Source organism: Brevibacterium sp. 2SA (genome assembly GCF_005502845.1).
Taxonomy (GTDB): domain Bacteria; phylum Actinomycetota; class Actinomycetes; order Actinomycetales; family Brevibacteriaceae; genus Brevibacterium.
Window position 1 is genome coordinate 1 of the sequence record NZ_SCMW01000022.1, and the last position, 18,405, is coordinate 18,405.

The following is an 18,405-nucleotide window of genomic DNA, read 5'->3' on the forward strand; positions in this document are numbered from 1 at the left end:
GTTCTCCGCAAGCTGAGGCGCGCGCCGGGAGCCGGGGCGGGTGCGGGGCGCGGGGAGCCCTGCTGGGTTGCGAGGCGCGCCGTCGCTCAACACTTCGCGTGAATATCAGCGCTTCCCCGAGCTCGAACTCGCTCGGTCAACAGTTGGCGCGAAAAAGCGGCCTTTGGAGACCACTTTTTCGCGTTAACTGTTGAATGAGGGAGCGCCGAGGGAGCAATCGGCGACTCCAGCCGCACTCAGCCTACAGTTGAGCGAGCAGGCCGCTGCGGTGTCCGTCGTTCGATCGCCGCTCTGATCCGGAGGAACTGGGTCGCGGAGAAGAGGTCCTGCCATGTCAACCGGAACACTTCGTATCCGAGGTTGCGGAGGGCGTACTCTCTGCGCCGCTCCTGTTCGAATGCCTTCTTCGGGTCCACACCTTTGAGGTGGTATTTCCCTGCGCCATCGAACTCGGCAACCACCTTTGCCTGCCTGTTCGCGAAGTCGGTGCGCGCGACGAATCGGCCGTTCTCGTCGACGATGACGACCTGTGGTTCGAGCCCCGGAACGGAGAACTCCACGAAGCGGACTGCGGTGATCGACTCTCCCACCGATTCGCGACGCCCGTCGACGTTCTCCAGCACGGTCTCGATCCGTCGCTGACGGGTGCGCACTGGATGGTCGGCGACGTAGGTCTGGAACTGCTCCTCGGTGATGACCGAGCGATGCAGGGCGTCGTCGATCGCTGCAACAGCGAGGGCAAGCGGATAGTCTCGCGCGAGATCGAACAGAGTGCGGAGGACCGAGGTGACGGGAATCCCGTCGACAGGAACGACGTCTTGTTCGTCGAGCGAGCGGCGCCTCACCTGCATCGACGGCCTGCGCAGGCCACAGCGGGGATGGACCGATTCGGCGAACACATCGCCGTCACGCTCGATGAAGGGGACAGCGAGTCCGTGGATGATGAGCGCACTCCGGTGGGAGAACACGGCATGCGGCAGAAGCTTGCCGACGTACGACCGGACCATGATGCGCAGATCTTCGTTGCGCTTGAGCTGCCCTTCTGTCTCGCGAGGGAGGTCGGTGGCGTCATCCGAAGCGACATCCGAGACGAACCGGTGAACACTCACCGCACATGACTTGGTGACGACGTAGATCCCGCGCCGGACGCGCCGCAGGCAGCACTTCTCGGCTCTGAGAATGTCGTACTCGCTCAGGCCCGCCGTCCTGAGCTCCGCAGCGCTCATACATATGAACATGCATCAAGAATGATCAAAAGACAGCTCTGTGACAATACCTCTGGATCAATCTGTGGATAACCTGTCACTTGAGTGCACAAGTTGCGCGACCTCGGGGCTGGAAGCGGGAGAGATCGCGAGCTGCCGCTCAACACTTCGCGTGATTATCAACGCTTTCCCGAGCCTGACCTCGCTCGGTCAACAGTTGGCGCGAAAAAGCGGCCTTTGGGGACCACATTTTCGCGCCAACTGTTGAATGAGCCGAAGACTCCGGGAAGGGGCCGTCACTGCCGAGCCGCGTCTGCTTCAACCGCATGCCGGGCGTGCGGCGCGGCCGGCCCCGCGGTGCCGGCCGCGGCTCAGCTGCGGAGGCCGAGGTACGCCGGGATCTCCGCGACCGAGGACAGGGACTGCGCTCCGTCCTGCGCCGCGAAGTCGGCGGCGGTGAGCTTGCCGGTCTCGACACCGAGGACGACACCGGCACCGGCGGCGGCTCCGGCCTCGACGTCGACGACGGTGTCACCGGCGACGAGCACCGTGGCCACGTCCTTCGTGCCGGTGCGCTCCATCGCCCGCTGGATCATGTACGGGTAGGGGCGTCCGGCGGCGACCTCGTCGGAGCAGACGACCGCGTCGAGGTTGCCGCCCTCCCCCGTCGCCCAGCCGAGTCCCTCGAGCAGGGGTCCGGCGACATCGGTCGAGAATCCCGTCGTCAGCGCCACCTTGACGCCGTTGCTGCGGAGTTCGGCGAGCGCCTCGGGGATGCCGGGCAGCGGCTCAGGCGGGGTCGCTGCGTAGAAGTCGCGGAGCAGCGCGCGGAAACGGTCGAACGAGGCCGCCACCGTCGCCTCGTCGCCGGCGTGCCCGCCGAGGCGGAGCAGGCTGCGGATCGCCTCGACCTTGTCGGCACCCATCCACGTCTGGAGGTTCTCGTCGGTGACCTTGACGCCGTTCTCCTCGACGCTCTGGCGCAGTGCGCGGTAGACGTCGCCGTGTTCGTTCAGCGTGGTGCCGGCCATGTCGAAGACGGCGAGTTCGATGGTGGTCATGGGTGTGCTCCTTGAGTGCGGTGTCAGGTGTCGGGAATGAGCTGAGTGCGGTGTCAGGTGTCGGGAATGAGGCGGACGACGGAGTTCGCCGCCCCTGCGGTGTTGTTGATCGTGAAGGTGACCTGGTCGGGCAGATAGTGGTCGTCGGAGTACTCGACGGGCACGCCCGACCCGGTCGAGGTGATGCGCCGTTCGCGCAGCAGCGGCGAGCCGACGGGGACGTCGAGAAGTTCGGCGTCGACCTCACCTGCGCCGATCGCGTCGAAGGTGTGCCGGGCGGCGACGAGTTCGACGTCGTTGGCCTTGAGGTGGGCGAAGATCGACCCGCTGTCGGTGTCGAAGTCGAAGAGGTGGCGTCCCGCGTCGAGGGTGAACGCCGTGCGCTCGACCATGACGGGCACCTCGTCGAGGAGGCGGAGGCGGATGATCTCGACGACGAGCTCTCCGACCGGGACGCCGAGGTTGAGCGCGACGTCCTGATTCGCCGCGCGCTTGGCGAGTTCGACCGTGCGCTGGCCCGGGGTCCGGTTCGTCGAATGCGCCCACTCCGAGAACGAGAGGAAGCTCGTCATCGACTGCGTCGGGATCGAGCCGACGACATGCGCGACCGCTCCCTGACCGCCGGCGATGATCCCCTCGGCCCGCAGCGCCGACAGCGCCTGACGCACCGGACCGCGGGAGACGGAGAACTCACGGCACAGCTCGGCTTCGCTCGGGACCGCGGCTCCGATCGGCAAGCGGCCATCGGTGATCCGCGCACGGAGTTCGTCGCCGATGACCCGATGCAGCGCGGTGCGCGGCTCCATAGGTGAACGAGAACTTGTCATCATAGGTTCGACCCTAACCCACTCCCCACGTCCCGACCGGCTTCACGTTTGAACGCCGGGTGAACAGATTCTGACTCTGCGGGATCGTATATGAACGGCTCGACAACTTATATATACATGCCCCGAATCGGCTTGTCCCAGACGTTCCCGACACGGCAGTCTCGAGGCATGAACCATTCTCACATCATCGTCGTCGGGGCCGGCATCGTCGGTCTCGCCCACGCCCGGGCCGCTGCCCGGCGGGGGCATTCGGTGACGATCCTCGACGTCGACACCGCCCCGCGCGGTGCCTCGGTGCGCAACTTCGGACACGCCTGCATCACCGGACAGACCGACGAGTTCGCCGAGCTCGCCGCCGCCGGCCGCGACCAGTGGATCGCCGCGGCCGCGGAGTCGGGCTTCTGGGCCGCGGAGACCGGGGCGTACGTCGTCGCCACCTCCCACGCGCAGATGGCCGTGCTCGAACAGGCCCGACTGTCCAAGGCGCCCGGCGCCATCGACCTCCTCACCCCCGAACGACTCGCGACCGCCGTCACCGGTGACCCGCACGCTCGCCTGCGCGGCGCCGTCGGCGGCGCCCATCTCACCGCCGACCTCCGGGTCGACCCCCGCACCGCGGCTCCGCGGATCGCGCAGACCCTGGCGGCCGCCTCGGCGATCGAGCTCCGCACCGGAGTCCGGGTCAGTCGGGTGGGCGACGGCGTCGTCGAGACCAACCGGGGCACGTTCACCGCCGACCATGTCATCGTCTGCACGGGCCACCAGCTGCCTGCGCTCTTCCCCGAGCTCGCCGCCGAGGCGGGCCTCGTCGAATGCGCGTTGTCGATGACCCTGGCCGCGACCCCGGAGCACATCCGCACCGACGCCGCGATCCTCTCCCGCACCTCGTTGCTGCGCTACGACGCGTTTTCCACGATGCCCGCCGCCGAGGCGGTCCGCGACGAGGTCGCCCGCAGCGCTCCCGAACTCCTCGCGGTCGGCGCGAACGTCATGTTCGGCCCCCGGCCCGACGGGACGATCATCATCGGCGACTCCCACGTCTACGGGGAGAACGTCGACCCGTTCCTGCCCGAATCGACGACGGAGGTCCTGCTCGCCGAGGCGGCCGCCGTCCTCGATCAGCCCACCGGGTTCTCGATCCGCCAGCGCTGGCAGGGGGTCTACGCCTCGAGCGAGTCCCGCCCGCTCATCGTCGAGAGCGTCGACGAGCGGACCACGGTCGCGACCGTGGCGACCGGGATCGGGATGACCATCGCCTTCGGCCTCGCCGAGCGCACCCTCGCCGGCATCCGCCGCGCCGACCGTCCCGCCGCCTGAGGCGGCAGCGGGCGCGGCAGAATCCGCCGCGCCCTCACCGCCCGCGCCCACAGACCAGACCCGACCTGACCGCCGACCACTCAGCCGTGCCGACAACCGTGTCCTGTCCGCGTGCTGACCGAACCCTGTCCTGTCCACACCACAGTCCTGTCCACCGCTCCGTCCTGCCCGCATCCGACCCCGTCACCAGACGCCAACCTCCAGACACCAATCACCACACACCAGAAGGATCGCCATGAAACGCTCTCACATCGCCCTTGCCTCCGCCGCTCTCGTCCTCGCCCCCGTCGTCCTCGCCGGCTGCACCTCGGCCGCAGAAGCAGAATCGGCCACGTGCCCTGACGGCAAGATCACCTTCGGCATCGAACCGTTCGAGGATCCGCAGAAGCTCGAACCCGCCTATCAGGCCGTCGGCGCCTCACTCGGTGAGGCCCTCGACTGCGAGGTCGAGGTCCAGGTCCTCGAGGACTACTCCGCCGAGGTGCTCGCCATGGAGAACGGCAAGCTCGACATCGGACAGTTCGGTCCGCTCGGCTACGTCTTCGCCTCCGAGCGCGCCGGGGCCGAACCGCTCGTGTCCTTCGGCACCGCCGACGGTGAGCTCAGCTCCTACACCGGCGGCATCTGGGTCGCCAAGGACTCCGACATCGAGACGCTCGACGATCTGCGCGGCAAGGACCTCGCGCTCGGCAGCGTCGGCTCGACCTCGGGCGACGCACTGCCCCGCTTCGCGCTCGCCGAGGCCGGCATCGCCGAATCCGATCTCAACCTCAACTACGCCGGCGGTCACCCCGAGTCGCTGCTCGCCCTGACCAACGGCGCCGTCGACGCCGCGCAGATCAACTCGCAGACGATGGGCACCGCGATCAAGGAGGGCACGTTCAACGAAGAGGACTTCCGTCAGATCTGGCAGTCCGATCCCATCCCGAACGACCCGATGACCGTCCGGGAGGACGCCGATCCTGAGTTCAAGGCCGCCGTCAAGGACGCCCTGCTCAACATGCCCGCCGAGGACCTCGAAGAGGTCGCCGGCTACCTCGGCGTGACCCCGGCCGGTCAGCTCATCGAGGTCGACAAGTCGACCTACCAGCCGCTGTTCGACCTCGCGGAGACGATGAACCTCACCGAAGAGGACGTGTGAGCATGGCGACGAAGACCGTGAAGCCCGCGTCCGCCGAGGAGGCGGCCGGGTCAGCGGGAAGCGACGACGCGTCGTCTCCCCTCCTCCGGGTGGACGGCCTCGCTGTGTCCTTCGGGGCGAAGCGGGTGCTCGACGATGTCAGCTTCAGCGTCGCCCCCGGTGAGCTGCTCGCGTTCCTCGGCGCCAACGGCTCGGGCAAGTCGACGACGCTGCGTGCCGTCGCCGGTCTCACCCCGTACCAGAGAGGGGACATCGAGGTCGGCGGCAGCCACGGCCGCCCGGCCATGGTGTTCCAGAAGATCCACCTCGTGGCCCGCCGCTCGGTGCTCGACAACGTGTGCGCGGGAGCGCTGGGCCGGATGTCGACGGTCGCCTCGCTCCATCCGTGGCTCTTCCCGGCGGCGATCCGCCGGGAGGCCATGGTCGCCCTCGACCGCGTCGGCCTCGCCGACCGGGCGACCGACCGGGCCGGCACGCTCTCGGGCGGTCAGCAGCAGCGCGTGGCGGTCGCCCGGGCCCTGTGCCAGGGCGCCGAGGTGCTGCTCGCCGACGAACCCGTCGCCGCCCTCGACCCGCAGGCCGCGCGCACGGTGATGTCCCTGCTGCGCGATCTCGCACACGACGAGGGCCTCGCCGTCGCCGCCGTCCTCCACCAGCCGGATCTCGCCCGGGAGTTCGCCGATACGATCATCGGCCTGCAGTCCGGGGAGATCGTGCTGCGGGGCACCGCCGAGGAGATCTCCGCCGAGGCGATCACCTCCCTGTACACGACCGCCCCGATCGCGGAGGACGAGTAGATGAAGACGATTCCCGACACCCGCGGCACCACCCTGCGCACCGTGCCGCTGAGGAACACGACCTCGGCGCTGCAGCCGCCCATCCGCCGTTTCGGCGGGTGGCAGCTGGCGACGGCGATCGTCGTCATCGTCCTCCTCCACGTCGTCGCGATCCGGGAGACGGACTTCTCGTTCGTCACCCTTGTCGACGGCCGTCAGGGGATGATCAACTTCCTTTCCGAGGCGTTCCCGCCGAACCTCAGCTGGGAGGACACGCTGTGGCCGGGCATCGAGGCCACGGGCATCACCCTGTGGATCGGCCTGCTCGGGACGACCCTGTCGATCCCCACCTCGGCGCTGCTCGCGGTGCTGGGATCGCGCACGACGTCACCGAACCGGTTCGTCTACCAGATCGCGCGCTCGATCATGTCGTTCCTCCGCGCGGTGCCCGACATCGTCTTCGCGCTCGTCTTCGTCACCGCGGTCGGCCTCGGGCCCTTCCCCGGCGTGCTCGCGCTCATCTTCCACAACACGGGAGTCATGGGCAAGCTGTGGTCGGAGGCGATCGAGGAGATCGATCCGGGGCCGTCGGAGGCGCTGAAGACCGCTGGGGCCTCCCGCGGCCAGATCGTCGCGAATGCGACGTTCCCGCAGGTCGTCCCCCAGCTCTTCGGGCTGCTCCTCTACCGGTTCGACGTCAATGTCCGGTCCTCGCTCGTCCTCGGCCTCGTCGGGGCCGGCGGCATCGGACTGCTCATCAACCAGGCGATCAAGTCGTTCCAGTTCGACTCGATGCTCACGTACATCCTCATCGTGCTCGTGCTCATCATCGCCGTCGACCTCTTCTCCGCCGGCGTGCGCAAGAAGCTCGCCCTGTGAGGGGATGATCCCGCCGAGGCGGTCGCCGAGGCTGATCGCCCGTCAAGTCCGGTCGCCCGCCGAGGCGGTGTGTCTGACCAGCGTGAATGACCGAGGGGCCCGGCAGCAGATCTCTGCTGTCGGGCCCCTCGTCGTGTGCGCTCAGAGAGCGAGGTGCTCCTTGACGACGGCGGCGAGGCGCTCGGCCTGCACCTGCGAGACCTCTTCGGTCTCGGCTTCGACCATGACGCGGATGAGCGGTTCGGTGCCCGAGGCGCGCAGCAGCACCCGACCGGTGCCGTTGAGTTCGGTCTCGACGGCGGCCACCTCGGCGGCGACCTCCGGGATGTCGACCCGGTGCTTGTCGACGCCCTTGACGTTGACGAGCGCCTGCGGCAGCTGCGGGATCTCGGCGGCGAGATCGGCCAGGGTCCGCTTCGCGTCGGCCATCCGCTTCATCAGGTGCAGGGCCGTCTGCACGCCGTCACCGGTCGTGCCGTGATCGAGCATGAGGACGTGACCGGACTGCTCTCCGCCGAGCGCGAAGTCATCGGCGAGCATCCGCTCGAGGACGTAGCGGTCGCCGACGGCCGTCTGCACGGTGCTGATGCCGTGCTTGTCCATCGCCAGGCGCAGGCCGAGGTTCGACATCACCGTGGTGACGAGCGTGTTCCCGCGCAGTTCGCCGAGCTCCTTGAGCCCGATCGCGAGGATGCCCATGAGCTGGTCGCCGTTGACGACACGGCCGAGGGAGTCGACGGCGAGGCAGCGGTCGGCGTCACCGTCGAAGGCGACGCCGAGGTCGGACTGGGTCTCGACGACGAGGCGCTGGAGGGATTCGAGGTGGGTCGATCCGACACCGTCGTTGATGTTGAGGCCGTCGGGTTCGGCGGCGGAGACGATGACCTCGGCCCCGGCCTGACGCAGTGCGGCGGGACCGACGATCGACGCAGCGCCGTGAGCGCAGTCGGCGACGACCTTGAGGCCCGAGAGAGGGCGCACGCCTTCGGGCGCGATCGAGCGGACGAGCTTCTCGGTGTATTCGTCAGCGGCAGCCGGGTACCGGGAGATGCGGCCGACGTCGGAGCCGATGGGGCGCTCCCAATCCTGGTCGAGGATGTCGAGGATCGCGTCCTCGACGGCGTCGTCGAGCTTCGTGCCGCCGGCGGCGAAGAACTTGATGCCGTTGTCGGGCATGGGGTTGTGGGAGGCGGAGATGACGACGCCGAAGGCCGCTCCGGTGTCCTTGACGACGCTGGCGATGCCCGGGGTGGGCAGCATGCCCGCGTCGAGGACGTCCACGCCTGCCGAGGCAATGCCCGCACTCGTGGCCGCGGAGAGGAACTCTCCCGAGACGCGGGTGTCGCGTCCGATGACGGCGAAGGGGCGGCGGTCGCCGTCCCAGGAGCGGGTGAGCACGCGGGAGGCGGCGACGGAGAGCTGAAGCGCGAGCTTCGCGGTGATGTCGCGATTGGCGAGTCCGCGCACTCCGTCGGTACCGAAGAGTCTGGCCATGGGCAAGTCCTTTCCTCAAGGTTCGTATCGATGTTAGTCGATGGTCATCTGCGCGTTGAGGAGCGCGCGGTGACCATTCGGCGGTGAATGCACGAAATGCGGCCCCGAACGGGTTCGGGGCCGCACGTGCGCCGCCGACTGCGCATCAGTGGCAGACCATGCGCAGACGGTGGGAGCGGATCAGCGCTTCGAGAACTGCGGAGCCTTGCGGGCCTTCTTGAGACCGGCCTTCTTGCGTTCCTTGACGCGAGCGTCGCGGCGCAGGAAGCCTGCCTTCTTCAGTTCGGGGCGATTCGACTCAGCGTCGATCTGGTTGAGCGAACGAGCGATGCCCAGACGGACGGCACCGGCCTGTCCGGAGGGTCCGCCGCCCGAGATGCGCACGACGACGTCGAAGCGGCCTTCGAGGTCGAGCAGGCGGAAGGGCTCGTTGACGAGCTGCTGGTGCAGCTTGTTCGGGAAGTACTCCTCGAGAGTGCGTCCGTTGATCGTCCACTCGCCGGAGCCCGGGATGAGGCGGACGCGGGCGATCGCCTGCTTGCGGCGGCCCACTCCGTTGCCGGGGGCGGTGAGGGACTGTCCGCGTCCACCGGCGGTCTGGTCGCCCAGGCCGGCGTCTGCGGGGGTCTCGGAGGTGTATTCGGTCAGTTCTTCGACTTCGGTCGCGTTGGCGGTGTCAGCCACGGTTCTCCTCGGTATCTCTGTGACTCAAGCGCGCTTACTGCGCGACCTGGTTGAGTTCGTACGGCTGCGGGTTCTGCGAGGCGTGCGGGTGCTCGGCACCCGCGTAGACCTTGAGTTTCCGCATCTGGGCGCGTCCGAGGCGAGTCTTCGGAACCATGCCGGCGACAGCCTTCTCGACTGCGCGCTCGGGGTTCGACGCCAGCAGCTCGGCGTAGTTGACGCTCTTGAGGCCGCCCGGGTAGCCCGAGTGGTGGTAAGCGCGCTTCTGCTCGAGCTTCGCGCCGGTCAGCGCGACCTTGTCGGCGTTGATGATGATGACGAAGTCACCGGAATCGATGTGCGGGGCGAACGTGGTCTTGTGCTTGCCGCGCAGCAGGCGTGCAACCTGGGTGGCAAGACGACCGAGCACAACATCAGTGGCGTCGATGACGTGCCACTGGCGCTCGACATCGCCGGGCTTGGGGGTGTACGTACGCAAAAGTAGCCTTCTTTTCGTATCTCATGGGGCCAGTGCCTGGGCGGACTCATCGGGTCGTGAGGCTGATGCGTCCGAACACTGTCTGTCTTCAATCGGGTCCGTTCGTCGAGTGCTTCCCCACCTACGGGCCTGCAACGCAAGAGGCTATGCAAGGGAGCACGACGAGCGCACACAACGACAATCAAATATACATGCCCCGCGGCCCGGTGAGCAAACGTCCAGGTCGGGGTCAGGAGGGTGAAATGCCGCACCCGATACCATTGTCCTGTGCCGCCTCAATCCGTCCTGCCCCGCCGCCTTCCCTCCCACCGGCTCCTGGTGCTGGGGATCATCGTCGGGCTCGTGGCACTCTTCGTCTCCCCCGCCTCATCTCCCGCGTGGGCTCAGTCGACTCCGACGCCCCCCGCCGAAGCGCCGGCCGACTCCGACGACAGCGCCGCAGCGGCCGCTGAGAGCAAGACGGTTGTCTTCGGCATACCGGGCCTGACCATAGGAGACATCGATCCGGAGCGGACTCCGAATCTCTTCGAGATCTTCCGCACCGGGGCGGCGGCGAACCTCAACGTCCGCACGATCGGGTCCGCGACGTGCCCGGCATCGGGCTGGTTGTCCTTCGGATCCGGTGCCCGCGCCGAGGCGGGTCCCCCTCACGAACCCGACGTCGACAACCCTGCCCGCTGCCCTGCCCTCATCGCCCCGTCGACGAGCACCGAACCGGCCGGCGGCGACGAGGCCGAGGTCGCCGGAGGGTTTGAGGGTGATGAAAGTCTCCTCACCCGCCCCGGTGAGACGGTGCCGGCGACGATTCCCGACTTCGACGCCGTCAGGGAGCCGAATCAGGGCACCGGCTACACCGTCGACTACGGAATGCTCGCGCGCCTCGTCGGTGAGGCGGGGGCGCCTGCCGGCCTCGACGCCTGCGTCGCCGCCGAGGGCCCGGGGGCGGCGTACGCCGTCGCCGATGAGAACGGAGAGATCGCCGACTACACCGAGGACGCGATCGCGGCGAACTGCCGCCTCGCGCTCGTCGACCTCGGATCGATCGGCTCCCGTTCGTGGCTGTTCGACCCGATCCCCAACTACTCCTACACCGTGCCCACCGACTACGACCGGCGGGCCTCCGTCGAGGAGGCCGACCGCCGCCTCGGCGACCGGCTCGAGCAGCTGCGAGCCCAGTCGGAGACGGAGCCGACCGTCATCGTCGCCGGTCTCGGCGACAGCTCGAGCTCTCCCCGACTGCGGGCATTCCTCGCCTCGGGACCCGGCTTCGTCCCGGGCACGCTCTCTTCGGCGTCGACGCGGACGGAGGGCCTGCTCCAGATCACCGACCTCGCCCCGGGCATCCTCGAGCGCCTTGGGATCGATTCCCCGAGCGGGATCTCCCTCGACGTCACCCCGTCGTCGGCGTCACCGGAGGACCGTCGCCTCGATCTCGAGACCGAGGCGACGAAATCGGAGTTCGTCTACGAGAACCTCTCCACGTTCTCCCTCTTCCTCGACATCGCCTTCTACGTCCTCGTCGTCCTCTGCGGTCTCCTCCTCAGCACGATCTTCATCGACCGTTGGGCGCCCGGCCTCCGCAGCGCCATCGCCCGCCGCGTCGGCCGTCGCGACCGCGCCCGCGCCCGCCGCAGCGACCGCGCCGGTCACCCCGGTCGCACGACCGCAGCCCGCACCGCGGAGGCCCCGGACGCCGGCGGAACCGGACTCGCCGTCGCCGCGCCGCCCCAGACCGGCGGCGCCTGGGTCCACCGCACACTGGCCTGGTTCGCCTTCGTCCTCGCGACGATTCCCATGGGTGCATTCCTCGCGGGACTGCTGCCGTGGGCGCGGTTCCCGCATCCGCAGTTCGGTCTCTTCCTCTCCGTGGCCCTCGGGGCCGCCGCGATGCTCCTCCTCTCCCTGCTCCCGCCGTGGGGTCGGACGTGGCGGGGACGCGTCGCCGCGCTCTCGCTCCTCACCGTCGTCGTCATCGCCGTCGACCTGGCGACCGGGTCGCGGCTGCAGGCGAATTCGCTGCTCGGCTACAACCCGATCGTCGGCGGCCGCTACTACGGTCTCGGCAATCAGGGTGCCGCGATCTTCATCGCGAGCCTCTTCGTCTTCCTCGGCCTCCTCGTCTCCCGGCTGCGTGCCGCAGGCCACCGGCGGCTCGTCCTCATCGTCCCCGCCGTCATCGGCCTGCTCGCGGTGTTCGTCTCCGGGAATCCGTCGTGGGGGGCGAAGTTCGGCGGCACGATCGCCACTCTCGCCGGCCTCCTCGTCCTCCTCGCCCTCGTCAGTCGCATCCGGCTCTCGGTCCTCCGGCTCGGCCTCATCGGCGTCGCGTCACTCGCGGCGCTCATCGGCATCGCGTTCCTCGACTGGCTGCGACCGGCCGGCAGCCGCTCCCATTTCGGGAACTTCTTCGACCAGCTCGTCACCGGTGAGGCGCTGCAGGTCGTCGGCCGCAAGCTGAGCGCGAACCTCCACATCATCCAGGTGAATCCGGCGCTGTCGATCGTCACCCCTCTCGCGGTCATCGCGATCCTCGTCTTCCTCCGCTACCTCCTCCACTTCCCTCGGTTCCAGGGGCCGACCCGGACTGCGCGATTCCTCGACCACTGGCGGGGTCGCCTGCCCGAGGTCTTCGCCGACGAGGACGTCCACTTCGGCTTCCTCGCCGCCGTCACCGGACTCACCGTCGGTCTCGTGCTCACGGACTCCGGCATCGCCGTGCCCTCCACCGGCGCCATGGTCCTCCTGCCCTACCTCCTCGCCCTCTGCGCCGATGACCTCACCGTCGCACACGGCACTGACGCGAGACGCGGTGCCACAGCCCTCCTCACGCCCGCCGCCGACGCTTCCGGGGAATCGGGCCGATGAGCGCTGCTGTGCGTCCGTGGCTGCTGCGCGTCCTCCTCGGGGCGCTGGCCGCCCTCGTCCTCATCACCGGCCTGCCGCAGGCCGGGCAGGCAGCCGGCACCGGACAGGCAGCCAGCACCGGACAGGCTGCTGGCGCCGGACAGGCTGCCGGCGCCGGGCAGGCAGCCAGCACCGGACAAGCTGCCGGCACCGGGCAGTCCGCCGACAGCCCTCGTCCCGCGGAGAACGCCCCGATCCTCATCGGCACCTCGGGGTTCACGTTCGAGGACCTCGACCCGCAGACGACTCCGAACCTCTGGGCGATGATGCAGTCCTCCCAGATCGGGACGATGACCCCGCGCAGCGTCCGCTCCGTCAGCTGCCCCGTCGACGGGTGGCTCGCCGTGGGGTCGGGCCGCCGTGCCGCCGACGAGCCGCGGCAGCAGTGCCGCAAGCCCCAACCGCCGCTCGACGGCTGGGTCGCCGACTGGGACGTCTATCAGCAGGTCGCGCGCGGGGACAACTACGACGCCGCCCTCGGCGGTCTCGCCGATGCCGTCCCGGCGATCTCCGCCTACGGTCCGGGAGCCGCGATCGCCGCAGCCGATCCGAGTGGTCGCATCGACCAGTGGGAGCCGATCGCCGATGACATCGGCCTCCGAGCCGCCTCGGCGTCGGAATCCGGCGAGCTCGCCATCGTCGACCTCGGCAATTCGGAGGCCGACGGCTACTCGCTCAAGGACCTCGACCGCCGGGTCGGAGCGATCCTCACCGCGACCGGCTGGCTCGGCGCCGACCCGACGGCCGGGATCGGTGAGGGCACCTCGCCGATCATCTTCGCCTCGATCGCCGACGGCACCCACGACGGGTCCTCGATGCAGGCGACGATGATGCTCGAGCCCGGGGCCGAGCCGGGTCTCCTCACCTCCTCATCGACTCGACAGCCGGGGCTGATCCAGGTACCCGACATCGCGCCCACCCTCGTCCAGCTCAGCGGCGGGGAGACGATGGGCAACGTCGCGGGGGCGCCGATGACGTCCAACCCCGGCGGGTCGTGGGAGTCGCGCTTCCAGTCGGTGCTCGACCGGCAGGTCGCGGTGACGACGCAGAACGAGATCTCGACGTGGTTCTTCCCCGTCGTCGCCTCGCTCATGGCAGGGCTGCTCGCCCTCGCGTGGTTCCTCCGCCGCCGCCACCGGGAACTCGTCCACTCCACGGCGTACCGCCTCGGCGTCGTCTTCGCGGCGATGCCCGTGTCGACCTACCTCGTCAACGTCCTGCCGTGGGAGCGGGCGACGAACCCGGACATCGCGATGCTCGGCGCACTCGTCGGGTGGTCCGTCGTCCTCGGAGCACTCGCCCTCCTCGGACCCTGGCGCCGATCGCAGCTGGGACCGGTCCTCTTCGTCTCCGTCGTCACGGTGGGCGTGCTCGCCTACGACGTCATCACTGGCTCGCAGCTGCAGATGTCGACCCTCCTCGGCGAGCCTCTCCTCATCGCCTCCCGGTTCTACGGGATCGGCAACTCCGCGCTCGCGCTCTACTGCTGTGCCCTGCTGCTCGCCGTCGCCGGCTTCGCCTCCCTAGCGAGACGACCGCTGACGCGTCTGGCGATCGTCCTCGTGCCCGTCCTCCTCTCCTGTGTGCTGCTCGCCGCTCCGGGTCTCGGCACGAAGTTCGGGTCCGTGCCCACGCTCATCATCGGCGTCGCCTACCTCGCCCTCGCCTCGGCGGGCATCCGCTTCTCCGTCAAACGGCTCGGCCTCACCGTCGGCATCGCCGGCTTCGTCATGCTCCTCGTCCTCTTCCTCGACTGGCTGCGTCCGGCTGCCCAGCGCACGCACTTCGGCCGCTTCTTCGACTCGCTCATCAACGGTGAGGCGCTCGGTGTGCTCGCGCGCAAGATCGACATGAACATCGACATCCTCACGCAGTCGTGGATGACGGTCATCCTGCCGCTCATCATCATCGCCGTGTTCTGGGTCGCGCTCACCCCCGCACGCTTCTCGATGCACGGGCTCACCGCCCTCTATGCGCGCTTCCCGCTGCTGCGCGCGGCGATGATCAGCCTCGCCATCCTCCTCGGCGTCGGCACCTTCATCAACGACTCCGGAATCGTCGTCCCCGCCGTCGGCATCCTCTTCCTCGTCCCCGTCCTCGCCCATCTCGAGACGCACCCCCGCGCCGAGGCGACCGCGGGCCCCGGGCGCGCAACGCCGGGTTCCGGCGGGGCACGGGGTTCCGGCGGGGCTGCCGGTGGCACTGACCGTGCCCCCGGTAACGCTGACCGGGCATCCGGTAACGCTGACCGGGCCCACGGTGACGCTGACCAAGTCTCCGGTGGCACGGACGCGTCGGGTGACGCTCGTGCGAGGTCGGGGGCGGACCGTCATGCGTCGGTCGGCTCCGAGGCGCCGGCCGGTCGGAAGGACGCGGGGACCCCCAGCGATCGTCAGTCGTCCGACTGACCCCACCGCGAACGCGAAGCGCTGACAGCAGCGACGCCCCGACACCTGCGACAGTTTCCCGGCACTTGTGGGCTACGCGCGTGTTGACGATGCCGACGCCGGCGACAGTATCCCGGCACCTGCGGGCTGCGCGCGTCCGGACGTTCCCGACACCAGCGACGCCCAGACGTTCCCGACGTCGGCGACGCCCGACGTCAGCGACGGTGAGAACCAGGAACGCAGTCGGGAGTGCAGCGAGGGGCCGGGGAGATCACTCCCCGGCCCCTCGACTGAGCACCCATGTCACGCGCTGAGTGCTCTCACTCTCAGATGCTGATGTTCGCCTTCCGGCGCCGCACCACGGCGATGGCGGCGCCGCCGGCGACGATGAGCGCGAGTGCCGTGGCGACGAGGTTGAGGGCCTCGAAACCGGTGCGCGGCAGGTCGCCGCCGTCCTTCGAGCCCGACGCGTTCGACGCCGTGTCCGAACCGGCCCCCGAGCCCGCTCCCCCGCCGTTCGACGAGGCGTTCGCACCGTTCGCCGAGGCGTTCGCACCGTCGGCGGAGTCGTTCGCATCAGAGGAGCCCTGGTCAGAACCGTCGGCGCTGCCGCCGTTCGACGAGGCGTCCGAGCCGCCCTGATCCGAGCCATCGGCGCCGCCGCCGCCGTCGGCATCAGCACTGCCGCCGTCGGCGTCGGCTCCGGCGTCGGAACCGGACCCGCCGACGATCTGCGCCGTCGCTTCGAACGGGTGCGGCAGCGGCATCGGGTTGTTGTCCCACCAGTCGGCGTCGCCTGCCTGGAGCGTGGTCGTCACGGTGACCTCACCGGAGGCGTCCTCGGGTGCGGTGACGGTGATCGGAACCTCGTTCGTCCCCGCCGGGATCCCATCGAGCGTGATCGTCGCGGCAGCGGCCTGGGCCCCCGCCTCGGCGGCAGACGTCCCGGCCTCAGAGGTCGTGGCCGTCGCTGCCTGCGCGGTCCCCGCCTCGACGCTGTAGCCCTCGGGCACGTCGACGGTGACGTCGATGGGTCCGGGCACTTCACCCTGGGAATCCGTCTTGAGGACGAAGTCGCCGCTGGCTCCGGGGGCGATGCCGTCGGCCGGGGCGGTCAGCTCGGCGGTGAGGTCACCGGTGCTGATGACGTCCGTGGCCGCGTCGGCCTGCCGTTCGGACTTGTCGGGAGCCACCGGCGAGTTCTTCTGGAAGTAGTTCGTCCACGTCTCGAAGTCCGTGAGGCCGGAGAGCTCGAACGACCCCTTCGCAAAGGAGGAGAAGTTGTCACCGCCGGCGGCGAGGAAGCTCAGGGTCGCGACGCGGTAGTCCCGGTTCGGATCGATCTCCTCACCGTTGACCTTGACCGACTTCACACGCTCGCCGCGGGCCGCGGTCGAATCGTAGACGACGTCGAGCTCCTTGGAGATGCCGAGGTGGAGGAAGGGACGCGAGGCGCCGTCGGGCTGCCACTGCTCCTCGAAGAGACCGATGACGTCAGAGCCCTTCATCGTCACGACGCCGTGGTCGTTGGCGAACGGCAGCACCGCGTTGAGTTCGGCGGCCGTGACCTCGCACGGCTTCTCGTTGTTGTAGATGTCGTCGCACTTGAGGTCCGTGCGCAGTCCGCCGGGGTTCGTGATGCCGAAGTCCGCGGGCGCGAGCTGGGAGTCCTCGACCCCGTCCTTGAGTGAGTCGGCGACGAGGTTGCCGAGCGTCGACTCCGCCCCGCGGTCCTCCGCACCGTCCTCGGTGAACGCGCGCGTGATGTCCTCGGTGATCGTGCCCTCGACGACGGAGCCCGGGCCCTTCGCCTGCTCCTCGGCGTCAGCGACGATCTGCTTGACCTCGTCGACGACCGGCGAGGCGTAGTCCTTGTCCTCGGTCGGCAGCAGGTCCGAACTCGACGTCGTCCAATTGCCCGCACCGTCGGATTCGAGCTTGATCTGCCCGACGTAGGAGCCGTAGTTCCCGGCCTGGAGAACCGGCCGCGTGCGCTCGGGGTCACCGGGGACCGGGGCGTTGAAGTTCGATGCGAGGTGCGTATGGCCCGTGAGCAGGGCGTCGACGGAGGCATCGGCCTCGGTGACGAGCTTCTTGAACTCCGCGTTCGAGGCCTCCGCAGCCTCGAGGCTGTCGGTGGCAGAAGCGCCGAGGTGGGCCTCGACGACGGTCATGTCCGGCTGCTGATCCTCCGGCAGGGCCTCGAGCTCACCGGCGACGCGGTTGACGGCGTCGGTCGGGTCGCCGAAGTCGACATTGGCGATGCCCGCCGGGGAGACGAGCGAGGTGGTGTCCTGGGTGACGACGCCGATGACGGCGATCTTCACTCCGCCGACGTCGATCGTCGTGTAGTCCTCAAGACCGTCGACGACATCGGTGGTGCCCTTGTCGTAGACGTTCGCGGCGAGGTAGGGGAAGTCGGCCTCGGAGGCGACGCGGCCGGTGAGGTCGTCGATGCCCCTGTCGTATTCGTGGTTGCCTGTGGCCGAGCCCTGGAGTCCGATCGCGTTGAGGACGTCGATCGTCGGGGAGTCCTCCTGCGAGGACGACACGTAGGTCGAGGCCCCGATGCTGTCACCGGCGGCGATGAAGGCGGTGCCGGCGGCGTTGTCCTCGGCCGCGAACTTCGCGCGCTCCTCTTCGACCACCGAGGCGACCTGGGCTCCGGCTTCGGAGATCCGACCGTGGAAGTCCGTGATCCCCATGAGCTGGACCTTCGTGCCGGCCGGAGCGGCATTGGGGTCGGCGGTCGGCGCGGTCGTCGGGGCGGCCGAGGCTTCGCCGGGATCCGGTGCACCGGTCTCTGCCGGCGCGCTGTCGTCGGCGGGCTCCTGGGTCGAGGTCGATGATGACTCTCCGAGTCCGGCCGCGGCGACCGGCGCGGTCCCCGGCAGCGTCAGCAGCGAAACGGCGGCGCCGGCGGCGAGCACCTTGGGAAGAAGCTTCGACATAGATTCGCATCCTTGTGGTCGTGGTGTCCGCCGCCGGGCGGCGGGACGAGAAGAGGAACGAGCGTGATCATCGTGTCGCAGCGAAGCGAACGATGAGTGACGTGTACGTGAATCTACACAGGATTCTCACACCTGGGAAGAGGATTCCTCTCAAAATCGCGAGCGATGACGACAAGGACAGCAGTCGGAAACCACATTGTCGGGCCGCCGTCCTGGGCACGACGAGCGGCGCACGACCCGTCGTCCGGGCCGTGCGCCGCCGTCTCCGCTCAGTCCGAGCCGGGTTCGGTCCGAGCCGGGC

The 18,405-nt window shown here is 69.0% G+C and carries 13 protein-coding genes; 6 read left to right on the plus strand and 7 right to left on the minus strand.

Annotated features, from left to right (window positions below; all coding sequences use genetic code 11):
* Positions 1–236: 236 nt before the first annotated feature.
* From FFS20_RS09570 to FFS20_RS09580, 3 genes are all read right to left on the minus strand, one after another.
* The gene (locus FFS20_RS09570; protein ID WP_137825621.1) at positions 237–1,226 is read right to left on the minus strand and encodes a hypothetical protein; all 990 of its coding nucleotides are present in this window, start codon (positions 1,224–1,226) and stop codon (positions 237–239) included.
* Positions 1,227–1,576: 350 nt separating this feature from the next.
* A complete protein-coding gene (locus FFS20_RS09575) occupies positions 1,577–2,266 on the minus strand; it encodes a phosphonatase-like hydrolase (protein WP_137825622.1) in 690 nt (229 codons plus the stop codon).
* Positions 2,267–2,319: 53 nt separating this feature from the next.
* Positions 2,320–3,072, minus strand: coding sequence for a GntR family transcriptional regulator (locus FFS20_RS09580; protein WP_249356767.1), 753 nt, complete (start codon positions 3,070–3,072; stop codon positions 2,320–2,322).
* Between the two features lie 189 nt (positions 3,073–3,261).
* Between FFS20_RS09580 and FFS20_RS09585 the strand changes: the two genes are divergently transcribed.
* The 4 genes from FFS20_RS09585 (at position 3,262) to phnE (ending at position 7,206) form a co-directional block, all read left to right on the plus strand.
* Complete coding sequence (locus tag FFS20_RS09585; RefSeq protein ID WP_171007041.1) at positions 3,262–4,410, plus strand: TIGR03364 family FAD-dependent oxidoreductase; 1,149 nt, start codon at positions 3,262–3,264, stop codon at positions 4,408–4,410.
* Between the two features lie 235 nt (positions 4,411–4,645).
* Positions 4,646–5,551 carry a phosphate/phosphite/phosphonate ABC transporter substrate-binding protein gene (locus tag FFS20_RS09590; protein ID WP_137825625.1) on the plus strand — a complete coding sequence of 302 codons (906 nt, stop codon included), beginning with the start codon at positions 4,646–4,648 and terminating at the stop codon, positions 5,549–5,551.
* 2 nt (positions 5,552–5,553) lie between these two features.
* Complete coding sequence (locus FFS20_RS09595; protein ID WP_137825626.1) at positions 5,554–6,348, plus strand: ATP-binding cassette domain-containing protein; 795 nt, start codon at positions 5,554–5,556, stop codon at positions 6,346–6,348.
* A complete protein-coding gene (gene phnE, locus FFS20_RS09600; RefSeq protein WP_137825627.1) occupies positions 6,349–7,206 on the plus strand; it encodes a phosphonate ABC transporter, permease protein PhnE in 858 nt (285 codons plus the stop codon).
* A 141-nt stretch (positions 7,207–7,347) separates the two neighbouring features.
* On the opposite strand, the gene glmM is transcribed toward phnE, so the two are convergent.
* The 3 genes from glmM to rplM all read right to left on the minus strand — a co-directional run bounded on the left by glmM (position 7,348) and on the right by rplM (position 9,862).
* Entirely contained in the window at positions 7,348–8,700 is a 1,353-nt protein-coding gene (gene glmM / locus FFS20_RS09605; RefSeq protein ID WP_137825628.1) for a phosphoglucosamine mutase, read from the minus strand.
* A gap of 180 nt (positions 8,701–8,880) precedes the next feature.
* A complete protein-coding gene (gene rpsI / locus FFS20_RS09610) occupies positions 8,881–9,309 on the minus strand; it encodes a 30S ribosomal protein S9 (protein WP_171007042.1) in 429 nt (142 codons plus the stop codon).
* Between the two features lie 109 nt (positions 9,310–9,418).
* Entirely contained in the window at positions 9,419–9,862 is a 444-nt protein-coding gene (gene rplM / locus FFS20_RS09615; protein ID WP_137825630.1) for a 50S ribosomal protein L13, read from the minus strand.
* A 267-nt stretch (positions 9,863–10,129) separates the two neighbouring features.
* Between rplM and FFS20_RS09620 the strand changes: the two genes are divergently transcribed.
* Both FFS20_RS09620 and FFS20_RS09625 read left to right on the plus strand, forming a co-directional pair.
* Positions 10,130–12,727, plus strand: coding sequence for a hypothetical protein (locus FFS20_RS09620; RefSeq protein ID WP_249356768.1), 2,598 nt, complete (start codon positions 10,130–10,132; stop codon positions 12,725–12,727).
* Positions 12,724–15,174 carry a hypothetical protein gene (locus FFS20_RS09625; protein WP_249356769.1) on the plus strand — a complete coding sequence of 817 codons (2,451 nt, stop codon included), beginning with the start codon at positions 12,724–12,726 and terminating at the stop codon, positions 15,172–15,174. Before FFS20_RS09620 ends, FFS20_RS09625 begins: the two co-directional genes overlap by 4 nt.
* A 305-nt stretch (positions 15,175–15,479) precedes the next feature.
* Here the strand turns inward: FFS20_RS09625 and FFS20_RS09630 are convergent, their stop codons facing one another.
* Complete coding sequence (locus FFS20_RS09630) at positions 15,480–18,104, minus strand: 5'-nucleotidase C-terminal domain-containing protein (protein ID WP_137825631.1); 2,625 nt, start codon at positions 18,102–18,104, stop codon at positions 15,480–15,482.
* Positions 18,105–18,405 lie beyond the last annotated feature (301 nt).